The sequence below is a fragment of the Streptomyces sp. NPDC006733 genome, assembly GCF_040636125.1.
In the GTDB taxonomy this organism is placed as follows: domain Bacteria; phylum Actinomycetota; class Actinomycetes; order Streptomycetales; family Streptomycetaceae; genus Actinacidiphila.
This window is the reverse complement of sequence record NZ_JBEYJD010000022.1, coordinates 63781-79088: the sequence shown is the minus strand read 5'-3', so window position 1 is coordinate 79088 and position 15308 is coordinate 63781. Positions and strand designations below refer to the sequence as shown.

13 protein-coding genes are annotated in these 15308 nt (G+C 74.8%); 7 read left to right on the top strand and 6 right to left on the bottom strand.

Features of this window, described 5'->3' with window-relative positions:
* Window positions 1–19: 19 nt before the first annotated feature.
* Entirely contained in the window at window positions 20–1027 is a 1008-nt protein-coding gene (locus ABZ721_RS20695) for a lytic polysaccharide monooxygenase (protein ID WP_358790091.1), read from the bottom strand.
* Between the two features lie 173 nt (window positions 1028–1200).
* On the opposite strand from ABZ721_RS20695, the gene ABZ721_RS20690 reads away from it, so the two are divergent.
* The 3 genes from ABZ721_RS20690 (at window position 1201) to ABZ721_RS20680 (ending at window position 3814) form a co-directional block, all read left to right on the top strand.
* Window positions 1201–2703 carry a carboxyl transferase domain-containing protein gene (locus ABZ721_RS20690; protein WP_358790090.1) on the top strand — a complete coding sequence of 501 codons (1503 nt, stop codon included), beginning with the start codon at window positions 1201–1203 and terminating at the stop codon, window positions 2701–2703.
* A 77-nt stretch (window positions 2704–2780) separates the two neighbouring features.
* Window positions 2781–3443, top strand: a complete 663-nt coding sequence (locus ABZ721_RS20685) for an ABATE domain-containing protein (RefSeq protein WP_358790089.1) — start codon at window positions 2781–2783, stop codon at window positions 3441–3443.
* Window positions 3440–3814: a GntR family transcriptional regulator gene (locus ABZ721_RS20680; protein WP_358790088.1), complete on the top strand. Its 375-nt coding sequence runs from the start codon at window positions 3440–3442 to the stop codon at window positions 3812–3814. Before ABZ721_RS20685 ends, ABZ721_RS20680 begins: the two co-directional genes overlap by 4 nt.
* A 95-nt stretch (window positions 3815–3909) precedes the next feature.
* Here ABZ721_RS20680 and ABZ721_RS20675 read toward each other — a convergent pair whose 3' ends face one another.
* Entirely contained in the window at window positions 3910–5070 is a 1161-nt protein-coding gene (locus ABZ721_RS20675; RefSeq protein WP_358790087.1) for a DUF5925 domain-containing protein, read from the bottom strand.
* A gap of 317 nt (window positions 5071–5387) precedes the next feature.
* Between ABZ721_RS20675 and ABZ721_RS20670 the strand changes: the two genes are divergently transcribed.
* Window positions 5388–6182, top strand: a complete 795-nt coding sequence (locus ABZ721_RS20670; RefSeq protein ID WP_358790086.1) for an SGNH/GDSL hydrolase family protein — start codon at window positions 5388–5390, stop codon at window positions 6180–6182.
* Here ABZ721_RS20670 and ABZ721_RS20665 read toward each other — a convergent pair.
* On the bottom strand, window positions 6152–7867 hold the full coding sequence (locus ABZ721_RS20665; RefSeq protein ID WP_358790085.1) for a serine/threonine-protein kinase: 1716 nt from the start codon (window positions 7865–7867) through the stop codon (window positions 6152–6154). The two genes, ABZ721_RS20670 and ABZ721_RS20665, sit on opposite strands and share 31 nt — an antisense overlap.
* Window positions 7868–8144: 277 nt before the next feature.
* Here ABZ721_RS20665 and ABZ721_RS20660 point away from each other — a divergent pair, with 277 nt between their 5' ends.
* Window positions 8145–8408 (top strand): hypothetical protein, encoded by a 264-nt coding sequence (locus ABZ721_RS20660; protein ID WP_358790084.1) that lies wholly within the window; start codon window positions 8145–8147, stop codon window positions 8406–8408.
* 242 nt (window positions 8409–8650) lie between these two features.
* Here ABZ721_RS20660 and ABZ721_RS20655 read toward each other — a convergent pair whose 3' ends face one another.
* From ABZ721_RS20655 to hmgA, 3 genes are all read right to left on the bottom strand, one after another.
* On the bottom strand, window positions 8651–9898 hold the full coding sequence (locus ABZ721_RS20655) for a type ISP restriction/modification enzyme (RefSeq protein WP_358790147.1): 1248 nt from the start codon (window positions 9896–9898) through the stop codon (window positions 8651–8653).
* A gap of 219 nt (window positions 9899–10117) precedes the next feature.
* Window positions 10118–10864: a GntR family transcriptional regulator gene (locus ABZ721_RS20650; protein WP_358790083.1), complete on the bottom strand. Its 747-nt coding sequence runs from the start codon at window positions 10862–10864 to the stop codon at window positions 10118–10120.
* Window positions 10861–12168, bottom strand: coding sequence for a homogentisate 1,2-dioxygenase (hmgA, locus tag ABZ721_RS20645; protein WP_358790082.1), 1308 nt, complete (start codon window positions 12166–12168; stop codon window positions 10861–10863). Before hmgA ends, ABZ721_RS20650 begins: the two co-directional genes overlap by 4 nt.
* A gap of 127 nt (window positions 12169–12295) precedes the next feature.
* On the opposite strand from hmgA, the gene ABZ721_RS20640 reads away from it, so the two are divergent.
* Both ABZ721_RS20640 and ABZ721_RS20635 read left to right on the top strand, forming a co-directional pair.
* Window positions 12296–12889 (top strand): TetR/AcrR family transcriptional regulator, encoded by a 594-nt coding sequence (locus ABZ721_RS20640; protein ID WP_358790081.1) that lies wholly within the window; start codon window positions 12296–12298, stop codon window positions 12887–12889.
* Window positions 12890–13030: 141 nt separating this feature from the next.
* Entirely contained in the window at window positions 13031–15241 is a 2211-nt protein-coding gene (locus tag ABZ721_RS20635) for a molybdopterin-dependent oxidoreductase (protein WP_358790080.1), read from the top strand.
* Window positions 15242–15308 lie beyond the last annotated feature (67 nt).

Here is a 15308-nt window from a genome sequence, read left to right as displayed (position 1 = left end):
CGGTTCTGGGGGCGGTCCGTCAGGAGCGGTGACGTCCCGCGGTGGCGGCCCTGCGGCGGACTGCGACCAGCAGCACCGAGGCCCCGGCCGCGATCACCGCGGCCCCGCCGACGGCGAGCGGGCCCGTACCGGCGGAGCCGCCGGTCTCGGCGAGGACCGTGCCCTCGGCGGGCGCCACGGGCGCGGCGGAGCCGTCGGCCTGCGGCGCGGCACCGCCCGCCGTGGGGGTGGCCGTCGGGTGGTCGTGGTGGACGGTGGACTTCGAGGCGCCCGCGGCGATCTGCGCCTCGGACGGCGCGGACGGCGCGGACGCGGCCGGGGCCGCCGCCGTGGTCGCCGGTGCGCTGTGCGAGGGGCTGTGCGAGGGGGTGGCCGGGGCCGAGCCGCCGGTGTCCTTGCCGAAGACGACGTCGGAGCAGGTGTAGAACGCCTCGGGGCTGTCCGAGCGCTGCCAGACGCTGTAGATCAGGTGCCGGCCGGTGCGCTGCGGCACCTTGCCGGAGAACACGTAGGAGCCGTCCGTGAGCGTCGGGTCGGTCACCGACGCGAACGGCTTCGCCTCCAGGTCCGACCATTTCAGCGGCTTCGACGCGTCGTAGCCGGCCTTGGTGACGTACAGGTCGAACCTGCCTCTGTGCGGGGCCGTCGCCCGGTACCTGAAGGTGAACGAGCCGCTGCTCATCGCCGTCGCCGGCCAGTCCGCGCGCGCCAGGTCGAGCCCCTTGTACTCCGCGTTGCCGGCGCTGCACAGCTGCCCGTCCGGCACCTTCGCCCGGCTCCGCCCGCCCGCCTCGCCGTCGCGCACCCCGTTCCAATCGTAGAGCGCCTGCGTCCCGCCCGCCGCGACAGCGGCCTTGCACGCGGCCGACCGCGGGCTCTCCGGACCCTCCGCGTAGCAGGCGGACACCCGGCTGACCGGATTCGACATCGAGCCGTGCGCGCTCGCGGGAGCGGCGCCCAGCCCGGCCAGCACCAGCGGCACGAGCCCCACGACAGCGCCTGCGGCAGCCCTGCGACGTACGGTCATTCCGGGAGTCTCCTTCGACGGCGGCACGTTCCCAACTCCCCGCACGCTAGCCCCGCCCACCCGCCAGAATCCGGCCGCCGGCTGCGAAATCCCGATCTTTATGGGCGCTTTAAGGGACCCCTGAGAGCCGATTAAGAACGCGCCCGGTTGATCAGTCGTGGCAGGGTGGCGGGATGAGCGATACGAGCCGGCCTGCCGTGCTGCAAGTGATCGAGGCCGCGGTCGACGCGGGGAGTTGGCGGCGGTGGGACGAGCCCGTCACCGTGCTGCCCGAGGCGGCGGAGTACCGCGCCGACGTGGAGAAGGCGCGGCTGCGGACCGGGCTCGACGAGTCCGTCGTCACGGGTGAGGGGCGGATCCGGGGGCGGCGGGTGGCGCTGGTCGCGGGGGAGTTCGGGTTCCTCGGCGGGTCGATCGGGGTGGCGGCCGGGACGCGGCTGGTGACCGCGGTGGAGCGGGCGACCCGGGAGCGGCTGCCGCTGCTCGCGTCCCCCGCCTCCGGCGGGACGCGGATGCAGGAGGGCACCGTCGCGTTCCTGCAGATGGTCAAGGTCGCGGCGGCCATCGCCGACCACAAGGCCGAAGGCCTGCCCTACCTCGTCTACCTGCGGCATCCCACCACTGGCGGGGTGCTCGCGTCCTGGGGGTCGCTGGGGCACGTCACCGCCGCCGAGCCGGGGGCGCTGATCGGGTTCCTCGGCCCGCGGGTCCATGAGGCGCTGTACGGCGAGCCGTTCCCGGCCGGTGTCCAGGTCGCCGAGAACCTGCTGGCCAACGGGCTGGTAGACGCGGTGCTCCCGGCGGGCCAGCTGGCCGAGGTCGCGGCGCGCGCGCTCGACGTGCTGTGCGGCGAGGCGGGCGAGGAGGCGGGCGACATCCCCGCGGGCACGCCGGCGCCGGCCGCCGGGGTCTCCACCGCCGACTCGATCCGCCGCTCGCGCCGGCCCGACCGGCCGGGGCTGCGGGCGCTGCTGGCGGGCGCCGGGCGGGAGGTCACGCCGCTGAGCGGCACCGGCGCAGGGGAGCGCGACCCCGGGCTGCTGCTCGCGCTGGCAAGGTTCGGGCCGACGCCCTGCGTCGTGCTCGGTCACGACCGGCGCCCGGACGAGGCGGGGCCCGCCCCGCTGGGCCCGGCCGGGCTGCGGGAGGCGCGGCGCGGCATGCGGATCGCGGCCGAACTCGACCTGCCGCTGCTCACCGTGATCGACACGGCGGGCGCGGCGCTCAGCCGGGAGGCGGAGGAGGGCGGCCTCGCGGGGGAGATCGCCCGCTGCCTCGCCGACCTCGTCACCCTGCGGGCGCCGACTCTCTGCCTGCTGCTCGGCCAGGGCGCCGGCGGCGGCGCGCTGGCGCTGCTGCCCGCCGACCGCGTCATCGCCGCCCGGCACGCCTGGCTCTCGCCGCTGCCGCCGGAGGGCGCGTCCGCGATCCTGTACCGGACGACGGACCGCGCGTTCGAGGTCGCGGAGCGGCAGGGGGTCGGCTCCGCCGACCTGCTGGCCAACCGGATCGTCGACACCATCGTCGAGGAGGGGCCCGACGCGGCGGACGACCCGGACGAGTTCCTCGGCCGCCTCGGCGGGCTGCTCGGCGCCGAGCTGGCCGCCCTGCGGGCCCGCGACCGCGGCGAACGGCTGGCCGCCCGGCGGGCCAGGTACCGCAACCTCGGGCTGTAGGAGGCCGGCTAATGAGAGGGCCCCTTCCTCTCATTAGGGGTCGTAGGCTGGGGGGGAGGCGGCGACGAGGGAGATCCATGGAGCGACAGCTGGCGCTGGAGCTGGTGAGCACGGTCCGGCACGACGGGGACGGCGGCGTCGCCGACGATCTCGCCACCGCCGAGGAGGCGGCCCGCTGGATCCGGGAGCGGGCGGACCTGCTCCTCGGGCAGGGCGCCGCCGGGGAGTTCACCGCGGACGAGGAGCTCAGGGACCGCGTCGTCGCCCTGCGGCAGGCGGTGCGGGCGCTGTTCGCCCTGGCCGTCAGCCCCGCGCCGCCGAGCCGCGCCGACGCCGACCGCCTCATCTCCGCCGAGCAGGCCCTCGACCGGCTCAACTCCGCCGCCGCGGCCGAACCGGTCGCCCCGCAGCTGGTCTGGCCCCGGGGCGCGCCCCCGGGTGTCCGGGCGCTGTCCACGGAGGGTGACCCGCGGGTGCGGATCATCGCGGCCCTGGCCCGCGCCGCCATCGACTTCCTGGCCGGTCCCGAACGGGAGCGGCTGCGGGCCTGCACGGCACCGCGCTGCGTCCGCTACTTCGTCAAGGGGCACGGCCGGCAGGAGTGGTGCAAGCCGGCGTGCGGCAACCGGGCCCGGGTCGCCCGGCACTATCAGCGCACGCGCACCGGGGCCGACGGCGAGCCGGATCCGGACCGGCGTCGACGGACCACCCGGCCCGCTGTGCCAGGATCGCCGCCATGAGCCTGAGGATCACCGTCGCCGCCGACGCGGCCACCGCCCCCTTCGAGCAAGTGCGCGAGCAGATCGCCGATCAGGCCCGCACCGGGCGGCTCCCCGTCGGCCACAAGCTCCCGACCGTCCGCGGCCTCGCCGAGGAGCTGGGCCTCGCGGCCAACACCGTCGCCAAGGCCTACCGCGCCCTGGAGGCGGACGGCGTCGTCGAGACCCGGGGCCGGCACGGCACCTTCGTCGCCGCCGCGGGCGACGCCGCCGAGCGGCAGGCCGCTGCCGCCGCCGCGGAGTTCGCGCAGCGCGCGCACCGCCTCGGACTGGACCGCGCGGCCGCCCTCGCCGCCGTCCAGGACGCACTGCGCGCCGCCTACGGCGGGTAGTTCCCCCGCCGCGGGCAGGTCCTCGCCCCGGAGCGCGCGCCGCGGCTGCGACGTCCGCGACACCCGGACGAACCCCCACCCGAACCCGGTACCGATCAGAGGTACAGGCCGTCCGACGTGGGGGCCTGGGCGGGGATGGTCGCGCCGGCGCCGCGCCGCAGCGCGTACAGCTCGGCGAGGGTGGCGCCCTCGCGCCCGACGCCCTCGGCGGTGCCGAGCCAGGCGACGGACTCGTCGCGGGTCAGCGGGCCGACCTCGATACGGGACAGGCAGCGGCCCGGCCGGACGACCGCGGGGTGCAGCCGCTCCAAGTCCTCGTTGGTGGTGATGCCGACGAGCACGTTGCGGCCCTGGCCGAGCAGCCCGTCGGTCAGGTTGAGCAGCCGCGAGAGCGCCTGGCCGGTCTGGTGCTTGGCCTGACCGCGGATCAGCTCGTCGCAGTCCTCCAGGAGCAGCAGCCGCCAGCGGCCGCCGGCCGTTCCGTCGTCCTCGCCGATGGCGATGTCCATCAGGTAGCCGACGTCGTTGAAGAGCCGCTCGGGGTCCAGCACGCAGTCGACCTGGCACCAGTCGCGCCACGAGCGGGCCAGGGTGCGCAGCGCCGAGGTCTTGCCGGTGCCGGGCGGTCCGTGCAGGAGCAGCAGCCGGCCGGTGATGTCGTCCTTGGAGAGCTTCATCAGGCCGTCCATGGCCTCGGCCACCGGCGCCGTGTAGTTGCCCCGCAGCTCCTCCCACGTGGCGGCGGAGATCTGCCGGGTGGTGCGGTGCGGGCCGCGGCGCGGCGAGACGTACCAGAAGCCCATGGTCACCGTCTCGGGCTGGGGTTCCGGTTCGTCCTCGGCGTCCGCGACGGCGCGCGTGAGCACCTGCTCGGCCAGCTCGTCGGTGACGGCGGCGACCGTGACGTCCGCGCCGCGGTTCCACCGCGAGATCAGGATCGTCCAGCCGTCGCCCTCGGCGAGCGTGGCGCTGCGGTCCTTGTCGCGCGCCTGGCGCAGGACGGTGGCGTCCGGCGGGATCAGCGTCAGACCGGACTTGACGTTCTCGAGGGAGGCGCCGCGCGAATACGGCTGCTCGCCGGAGGTGAAGCGCCCGAGGAAGAGCGCGTCCACGACGTCGGAGGGGGAGTCGCTGTCGTCCAGGCGGAGGTGGACGGGTACCGCGCGGTGCGGCGGGCGCGGTGCGTGCCGGGCGGGTGCGGGGTCGGACGGGCTCGGTGGCACAGGCCTCCTCGGGTCGTGGGGCTTCGCGGACATGCGGCCCATGATCCGGCACGGGAGCCGCTCGTGCCCAGTGCTTTTCCGGGCCGGACGGGCGCCTCGGCCGAGGCGGCGGACGCGAGGCGCGGTCGAGGCGGGCACGCGGCACGGACGAGTCACGGACGCGGCGGGAACGAGGCGGGAACGAGGCGCGGAAGAGGTTTGAACGCGGCCCGGTCGGCGTGGGGTCGAGCCATTACGGACTCTTCATATCATCGTAATGGACACGACAAAAATTCGTGGTCAGGGTACTTCCCCCAAGGGTTACCGGCCGGTACAACAGGTCTCGCAGAGATCCTGCCCAGGGAGGTTCCATGAGACTGTCCCGGTTGGCTTCAGCCGTATCCGCGCTGATCCTCACCACTGGCCTCGCGCTTATCGGCGCGGCCCCCGCGCACGCCGCGGCGCCCTCGTACGCAGCCCTCGGAGACTCGTACTCCGCGGGTGTCGGCGCCGGCAGCTACGACAGCTCCAGCGGTGCCTGCAAGCGCAGCACCAAGGCCTATCCCGCGCTGTGGGCGGCGGCCCACGCCCCGTCCGCGTTCGCCTTCACCGCCTGTTCCGGCGCCAAGACGGGAGACGTGCTCAACAACCAGCTCGGGCCGCTCAACTCCTCCACCGGCCTGGTGAGCATCAGCATCGGCGGCAACGACGCCGGCTTCGCCGACGTCATGCAGACCTGCGTCCTGAACTCCGAGAGCACCTGCCTGGCCCGCATCGCGACGGCCCGCACCTACGCGGACAACACCCTCCCCGGCCTCCTCGACAACGTGTACAACGCGATCCACGCCAAGGCGCCCAACGCCCACGTGGTCGTCGTCGGCTACCCGCACTTCTACAAGATCGGCGGCAGTTGCTGGGCCGGCCTCAGCGACCGCTCGCGCACCGCCATCAACGGCGCCGCCGACGAACTCGACACGGTGACGGCCAAGCGCGCCGCCGACCACGGCTTCAGCTTCGCCGACGTGCGCGGCACGTTCACCGGGCACGAACTCTGCTCGGGGTCGCCCTGGCTGAACAGCCTGACCTTCCCGATCGACGAGTCCTACCACCCCAAGGCCGCCGGGCAGTCCGGCGGTTACCTGCCCGCGTTCAGCTCCGCCGCCTGACCAGTACCGCCCGTACCGCCCGTACCGCCCGTACCGGCCGCCGCCGGCGTCGAACTCGACGTCGGCGGCTCCGGTACGCACTCCACCGTGAACGACACCGGGTCGGACCGGTACTCCTTCGGGGAGCCGGCCTCCACCGCGATGCGGTCGGTCGTCCTCCGGCCCGGCTCGAACGACAGCTCGGTGTGCCGGTAGGTCCGTGACGTCGATCCGCCCGCGGGGAACTGCGCGGTCTTCCACCCCGGGTCCGAGCCGCGGCCGCTCCGCGTCGTCCAGCGCCACACCACCGTCGCCGGCAGCCGGTCCACCGTGATCACCGCGGTGAACGCCGGCGCCTGGTCGGACGGCGCCGGGCACGCCCCCTTGTACGCGTCCCGCACGGCGCTCAGCTCGATGACGACGCCGATGTCGACAACCGTGGTGGCGGACGTCGAGGGCGACGCGGTGGTCGTCGTAGCCGTCGACGGCTTCGTCGTGGTCGGCGGGCTGCTCCTGGTCGTGGTCCCAGTGGTGCTGGTGGACGGGCGGACGCTGCTCGCACCCGACCCGGTCCCGCCGCCGGACGCCCCGTCCCCCGTCCCGCGGTCCATCAACTGCCAGGCCACCAGGGCCGCCGCCAGGGCGAGCACCAGCGCCCCCGCCGCCAGCACCGCCGCGACCCGCCGGCGCCGCTCGGGATCCGGCTCGGCGCCGGCGGAACGGGGAGCGGGCGGCGGCCCGTAGCCGGCTCCGTACCCCGGCAGGGTCGGCGGCGTCCCGCCGCCGGTCCCGCCGCTCCCGCCGGACGGCAGCGGCAGGGGCAGCGGCATCGGCGTCGTCCGGGGCGGTGAGCCGAACCCGGACGGCGGCCCGGTGGTGCGGCCGGCCGCCACCTCGTCCAGCATCCGCTGCGCCTCGCTCCCGTCGATCCGGTCCGCCGGGTCCTTGCGCAGCAGGCCCTCCAGCACCGGGCGCAGCGGCCCCGCCCGGCGCGGCTCCGGCAGGGGGTCGTCGACGGCCGCGCGCAGGGTGCTCAGCGCCGAGTCGCGGCGGAACGGCGAGGAGCCCTCCACCGACCGGTAGATCAGCACGCCCAGGGACCACAGGTCCGACTCCGGACCCGGGGCTCTGCCGATGGCCCGCTCGGGCGCCAGGTACTCCGGCGACCCGATCAGCTCGCCCGTGCGGGTGAGCGCCGAGGTGCCCTCGATCATCGCGATGCCGAAGTCCGTGAGGACGACCCGGCCGTCGTTGGCGATCAGCACGTTGCCGGGCTTCACGTCCCGGTGCAGCACCCCCGCGACGTGCGCGGCGCGCAGGCCGGCCAGTACCTGGCCGCCGATGCCCGCCGCCCGCCGCGGGCTCATGGGGCCCTCCGCGTCCAGGACGTCGGCGAGGGTGAGGCCCGGAACGAGCTGCATGATGATCCACGGTGCGCCGTCGGCGACCGCCACGTCGTACACCGTGATCACGTTCGGGTGGATGATGCGGGCCGCGGCCCGGCCCTCCTGCTCCAGGCGGGCGTACAGCTGCCGCACCTCGCGCTCGTCGAGTCCGGCGGGCGCCCGCACCTCCTTGACGGCGACCTCGCGGCCGAGCAGTTCGTCCCGCGCCCGCCACACGACGCCCATGCCGCCGCGCCCGAGCTCGCCGATCAGCCGGTAGCGGTCCGCGAGCACCCGCTCACCGCCCGTGCCTGCGCTCATGTGCGAACCCCCGCCCGTAACCGGAGTGATTCGGAGGAAATCTACCTCAACCGCGTGCGGATGCGGCCGGTCCCGGCGATGATGAAGGAGCGGGAGGGGGGTAGGCTCTTGTGGTCGGCCGTTCGCCAACTACCGTGCGAGCGCTGGCATTTCGCTGTTCAGTCGTCAACACCCGGGGCCGGGTGGTCAATCCGGGGCCTGGGATGCGCAGGTGACGCGTCGGGGCGATAGGGTTACCCTGCCCGGGCCGGGTGCCCTCGTACGGGTGGGGAGTGTCATGGAACAAATAGCGATGCGAAGCAGGCCGAGAGTGCCTGCCATCAACTGCGGAAGCAGCACGACCAGCACACGTCTGGACCGTCATCTCGCGATACTGGGCGGCCCCGTCGTCCCGCACCGTGAGAGTGCGGAGGCGACGTTGCTGATGCGCGAGCTGACCTCGCGGGATACGGCGCGCACCAAGGCGAGCCGCAGTGCACGGGTGTCCCTGTTCGCGCCTCTGCGGCGCCTGCGGCGCTCCCTGTTCGGCAGCCGCGGCTGATCCCACCTTCCGGCGGTCACACCGTCCCGGCACAACGCTGCGGCCAGCGGCGTTGCGGTGTGCTCGCCGTGAACGGCAGGACCTCTACGCGCGTCCACGTGCGGTGCGGCAGTTGTGACGGTTTCGACGGGCCCGATGGTTTGTCGGCTCCAACGGTTGCAGCGCCGCAACGGATTCAACGGTTTGTCGGTTTCGGCGGGTTCGACGCTCCTCCGCACCCCGGTCACGTCCCCGCCGGCGGTTCACAGGAGCGCGAACTGGCCGTCCGGCCCCTCCTCGTGATGGTCGAGCACCGAGGCGGGGCGCCGCGCCCCCGCGGGCGCGGGCAGCACCCCCGCCAGTCGCAGCGCTTCGGCGGAGATCCCCGCCGCGGCGGCCCGGCGTGACCCCGGCTCCGCCGCCAGCCGCTCCGCGAGCCGGCGCCGCTCCGGGCGGAGCCCGGCCAGCAGCGTGAGCACGGTGACGAGTTCGAGCAGCTCCGTGGTCGTCTCCCGGGTCCAGCGCGCGGGCCGCAGCGCCTCCAGCGTCCCCGCCGCCGCGACGGCCGTCCGCCGCTCGTACCAGGCCTCCAGCACCCGCACCCCGCCCGCGTGGAACTCCCACGCGGCGGCCGGCACCGGTGAGATCAGCCCGTCCCCGATCCGCAGCGCCTCCTCGTCCGGGTCGTAGGCCAGCTCCCCGGCTTGCGGCGCGGCGGGCAGCGGGGCGCGCACGTACGGGCGCCGGCCGCCGGGCAGCCGGGGATGGCCGCCGGGCCGGTCCGCGGCGGGGTCCGCGCAGCGCTCGCCGCGGGTGTGCAGCCAAATCGCGGTCCGGCCCAGTTCGACGGCGGCGAGCCACAGTTCCGGGTCGCGGGTGAGCGGCACCGCTACGCCGTCCCGCGGATCCCGGGACGGCAGGCCCGCGACGGTGATCCAGGCCAGGACGTCCTCGGCGGCCACCGGCAGGCCGAGCAGCTCACCGAGCAGCTCGGTCAGGCCGGGCGCGAGGTTGGGGTCCTGCCCGCCGGGCCGCCGGTACAGCGGCCGGATCCTGCCGGGCTTCCCGGCGGGGGAGCGGCCGTCGGGCAGGACGGCGCCGAACGACAGCGCGGGACCGGGCACGTTGGGGAGCCTGGCCTGCTCCACGGCGAAGATCTGCCGCTCGTCGGCGACCCGCCACAGCTCGGGGCGGGCGGCGTCGATGAGCCGGTGGTCGGGGATCAGCCACTGCAGGTCGAAGGCGCCGTGCAGGACGCGGACCGGCTCCGGGCAGCGGCCGCTCTCGCGGGCGAGCCGGGTGGTGGCGGCGGGCGGTCCCGCCCGCCCCGGCACCGCCAGTTGCGGCGCCGGCGTGTGCAGCCCGCGGGCCCGGCTCGGCCGCAGCAGCCGCTCGCGCTCCGCGTCGTCGGAGGCCGCCAGCAGTGCGTCCCAGCGGGCCCGCAGCGCCTTGACGTCGGGCGCGACCGCCCAGGACCGCCCGTAGACCAGCGGCGGCACGGACCACGGCATCAGGTCGGCGAGCACGGGAGCGCCCCGGCCCGCCCCGGGGCCGGAGCCGCCGGCTCGTGGCGGTGTCACGTCACGGGCCTCCCCAGCGCCTGGATGCGCGGATGCGCTTCCCACCGACGGCATCGTACTGAGCCGAGGTGACGGGCGCACCGCCACCCGGGCGGCGGACCGGCGGTGACAGTCGCCCCCCGGGCAGCGCGCGGCGGACCGGCGGCGCCGTCAGCGCGCCTCCATCGTCACGGTGAAGGAGAACCGGTCCCCGCGGTAGTGGATCCGCACCACGTCCACCGCGCGGCCCGAATCGTCGTACGTCACCCCGGTGTAGTGCAGGATCGGGCTCAGCAGCGGGATGTCGAGCAGCCGCGCGGTCTCCGGGTCCGCCAGCCGCGCCTCCACCGTGTCGGTGATCCGGCTGATCCGCACGCCCAGCGAGTCCCGCAGGACCTTCGTCATCGGCCACCGTTCGAGATCGGCCAGGTCGATGCGGTCGGCGAGTTCCGGACGGACGAAGTTCTCCGCCCAGTTGGTCGGCTCGCCGCCCTCCTCGCAGCGCAGCCGGCGGAAGTAGGCGGCCTCCGCGAGGTCCGGCAGGTGCTCGGCGGCCCAGGCCGGGACGGGGGCGGTGCCGTGCGCCAGCACCGCCGTGTGCTCGCCCGACTGCTGGGCCACGATGGCGTCGACCGAGCCCAGCAGCCGGACCGGCGCGCCGCGCAGCGCGGTCGGCTCGATGAACGTGCCGCGCCGCCGGTGCCGGCTGATCAGCCCCTCGGTCTCCAGCTCCTTCAGGGCCTGGCGCATGGTCAGCACGCTCACGCCGTAGTGGCCGGCCAGGTCGTCCTCGGTGGGCAGCCGCAGCGGGGCGTCCGGGCGGCGGCCGAGTATCGAGGCGCGCAGCGACTGCGAGACCTGGTACCACAGCGGCAGTTTGCGGTTGAGGACGATCGAGTCCGGGGCGAAGGCGGTCATGAGGTGGGGAAGTGCCGCTCGAGGCCCGTCCACACCTCGTCGTACCCCTCCTGCCGGTGGTCGGCGGCGAGCGCGCCGGCGGTCGGCACGACGGGCCAGCGGGTCTCGAACATGAACGCCAGCCCGTCGTCGACCTTCTGCGGCTTCAGCTCGGCGGCGCTGGCCTTGTCGAAGGTCGCGCGGTCCGGGCCGTGCGCCGACATCATGTTGTGCAGCGATGCGCCGCCGGGGACGAACCCCTCGGCCTTGGCGTCGTACGCGCCCTCGATCAGGCCCATGAACTCGCTCATGACGTTGCGGTGGAAGTACGGCGGCCGGAAGGTGTCCTCGCCGACCAGCCAGCGCGGCGCGAAGACCACGAAGTCGGCGTTGGCCAGGCCGGGGGTGTCGGAAGGGGAGGTCAGCACGGTGAAGATCGACGGGTCCGGGTGGTCGTAGCTCAGCGAGCCCAGGACGTTGAACCGCCGCAGGTCGTAGACGTACGGGACGAGGTTGCCGTGCCAGCCGACGACGTCCAGCGGCGAGTGGTCGTACGTCGCGGCCCACAGGTTTCCGCCGAACTTGTTGATCACCTCGACCGGTTCCTCGCGGTCCTCGAAGGCGGCCACCGGCGCCAGGAAGTCGCGCGCGTTGGCCAGCCCGTTGGCGCCGATCGGGCCGAGGTCGGGGAGCCGGAAGGCCTGCCCGTAGTTCTCGCAGACGTAGCCGCGCGCCGTGGCGTCCAGCAGCTCGACGCGGAAGCGCATCCCGCGCGGGATCAGCGCCACCTCGCCGGGGCCGGCCTGGAGCAGGCCCAGCTCGGTGCGGAGCAGCAGGGTGCCGTGCTCGGGCACGATCAGGAACTCGCCATCGGAGGACGAGAAGACCCGGTCGGTCATCGACGTGTCGGCCGCGTACCAGTGGATGCCGATGCCCTCGCGGCGCAGCACGTCGCCGTTGCCGCCGACGGTGACCAGGCCCTGGACGAAGTCGGTGGGGGTGTCCGGCAGCGCGGGCGCGCTCCAGCGCAGCCGGTTGGGGTCCGGCTCGACGTCCAGGAAGGGCGCGCTGCGCAGCGCGCCGTTGCCGACCCGGCGGAACGGCGGATGGGCGGCCGACGGGCGGATCCGGTACAGCCAGCTGCGGAGGTTCTGCTGCCGGGGCTCGGTGAACGCGGTGCCGCTGAGCTGCTCCGCGTACAGGCCCAGCGGCGCGCGCTGCGGGGAGTTCCGGCCGATCGGCACCGCGCCGGGCACCGCCTCGCTGACGTGCTCGTTCCCGAAACCGGGCGAGTACGTGAGGTCCGTGCCGTGTGTGCTGCCCATCGTGAGCTCCCGGATGCCGTTGTCCTATTCCTATCGTCGACCATAGGAATGGGACGGGCCAACCGTCAATGACCTTCGGCCGGAGCGCGGCGCCGTGACCTAAGGTGGCCCGAAAAGGGGGTGTGCCGTGACCGGACAAGGGCTTCGCAGGACCCCGGTGCAGCAGCGCAGCACCGAACGTCTCGGCCGCATCCTGGACGCTTGTGCCCAACTGCTGGACGAGGCCGGTTACGAGAGCCTGAGCACCCGCGCGGTCGCCGTCCGTGCCGGGGTGCCGATCGGCTCCGTCTACCGGTTCTTCTCCAACAAGCGGGCGATGGCCGACGCCCTGGCGCAGCGCAACCTCGACCGCTACCTGGACGCCGTCACGGACCGGCTGGCGGGGCCCGGGGGAGACGCGTCGCTGCCGCTCGACGTGGTCGTGGAGGTGGTGGTCGACGAGTACATCGCGATGAAGGGCACCACCCCGGGCTTCGAACTTGTCGACTTCGGCGTCCCCGGGGAGTCCGAGCCCAACCTGCACGTCGCCGACCGGCTGCTGGAACTGCTCGCCGGGCGGCTGGGCCTCGACCCGGCGGACGCGTACGCCCGGCTCACCTTCGTGATCAGCGTGGAAGCCGCCGACGCCCTGCTCCAGCTGGCCTTTCGCACCGATCCGGCGGGGGACCCGGCCGTGATCGCGGAGACCAAGCGGCTGCTGCGCGCGTACCTGGCGCGATAGGGCCACTCAAGGCCTGGGCGGCAGGGGCTTCTCGGGGCCGGGGCGGTCGCCGGCCGATTGGGACCGCCGTGGGGGTTCACGCATGCATACCGGTCGGTATGCTCGGCTGTACGCGTGCTGCCGTCGTCCCAGGAGAGCCCGATGACCCGTACCGCCCTGCGAATCTGCCCGTTGTGCGAGGCCACCTGCGGGCTGACGCTCACCCTCGACGAGAACACCGTCACGAGCGCCCGCGGTGACCGCGAGGACGTGTTCAGTGCCGGCTTCATCTGCCCCAAGGGGGCGACGTTCGGCGCCCTCGACGCCGACCCCGACCGCCTGACCCGCCCCCTGGTCCGCAAGGACGGCCGGCTGGTCGAGACCGGCTGGGCCGAGGCGTTCGCCGCCGTCGCCGCCGGCCTCGGCGCGGTCACCGCCGCGCACGGGGCCGACGCCGTCGGCGTCGTCCTCGGCAACCCCAACGTCCACACGGTCGCGGGCGGCCTCTACCCCGCGCAGCTCATCGGCGCCCTGGGCAGCCGCAACGTCTTCTCCGCCAGCACCCTGGACCAGATGCCCAAGCACGTCGCGTGCGGCTACCTCTTCGGCGACCCCAACGCGATCCCGGTCCCCGACCTGGACCGCACCGACCATCTGCTCATCATCGGCGCCAACCCGCTGGTCTCCAACGGGAGCCTGGCCACCGCCGCGGACTTCCCCGGCAAGCTCAAGGCGCTGCGCAAGCGCGGCGGACGGATCACCGTCATCGACCCCAAGCGCACCCGCACCGCCGAGGTCGCCGACCGGCACGTCTCGCTGCGGCCGGGCACCGACGCCGCGCTGCTCTTCGCGGTCGTGCAGGTGCTGTTCGCCGAGGGCCTCACCGACCTCGGCGCGCTCGCGGACCACGTCACGGGGGTCGAGGAGGTGCGCGCGCTTGCCGCCGACTTCACCCCGGAGGCCGTCGAGGGCGTGTGCGAGGTGCCGGCCGCCGAGATCCGGGCCCTCGCCCGTGAACTGGCCGCAGCGCCCAGCGCCGCCGTCTACGGCCGGCTCGGCAGCACCGCCGTCGAGTTCGGCACCCTGTGCAGCTGGCTGGTGGACGTGCTCAACGTGCTGACCGGCAACCTCGACCGGCCCGGCGGCGCCATGTTCCCGCTCGCCCCGACCGCGCGGGCGCCCCGGCCCGCCGCGCCCGGCAGGGGCTTCACCGTCGGGCGCTGGCACAGCCGGGTCTCCGGCCACCCCGAGGTGAAGAGCGAACTGCCCTCCGCGGCCCTGGCCGAGGAGATCGACACCCCGGGCGAGGGGCGCGTCCGGGCCGTCATCGCCCTCGCCGCCAACCCGGTGCTCTCCGCGCCCGACGGCGACCGCCTCGACCGGGCGCTGGCCGGGCTGGACTTCATGGTCAGCGTCGACCCGTATCTCAACGAGACCTCCCGGCACGCCCACGTCGTCCTGCCGCCGCCGCGGCCGACACAGAGCGCGCACTACGACTTCGCCTTCTCCACGCTCGCCGTCCGCAACACCGTGCGCTACAGCCGCCCGGCCGTCGAGCTGGAGGACGGCCGGCCCGGCGAGCCCGAGATCTACGCCCGGCTCGTGCTGATCCTGTCCGGCGCGGCGCCGGACGCCGACCCCGCCGCCGTGGACGAGCAGGCCATCGCCCGGCTGCTGGCCCGCGCGACCGCCGACCCGCACTCGCCGCTGCACGGCGGCGACCCGGCGGAGCTGGCCGCCGGGCTCGGCGGCAGGACCGGCTACGAGCGGCGGATCGACCTCATGCTCCGCCTCGGCCCGTACGGCCTGACCCTCGACAAGGTCCTCGACCGGCCGCACGGCATCGACCTCGGCCCGCTCGCCCCCCGCGTCCCCGAGGTGCTGCGCACCCCGACGGGCCGGATCGAGCTCGCCCCGGCGCCGATCGCCGCCGACGTGCCGAGGCTGCTGCGCTCGCTGACCGAACGGGCCGCGGGCCCCGTCCTCATCGGCCGCCGCCACCTGCGCTCCAACAACAGCTGGATGCACAACCTGCCGGCGCTCTCCGGCGGCACCAACCTGTGCACGCTGCAGGTGCATCCCGAGGACGCGGTCCGGTTCGGGCTCGCCGACGGCGGGACCGCCCTGATCAAGGGCGACGGCGGCGAGATCGAGGCCCCGGTCGAGGTCACCGACGCCGTACGCCCCGGCGTCGTCAGCCTGCCGCACGGCTGGGGGCACGACCGCGCCGGCACCCGGCTCGCCACCGCGGGGCTGCGCCCCGGGGTCAACGTCAACCAGCTCCTCGACGGCAGCCGCCTCGACCCGCTCTCCGGGACCGCCGTGCTCAACGGGTTCCCGGTGCAGGTCTCGGCGCTGCCGGACCGTGGCTGAACGGGTGCCGGGCGTACGGTCGGCGTGGGGTGCGCCGACATCCGCCGACCACCGCCGGACCCCGCCG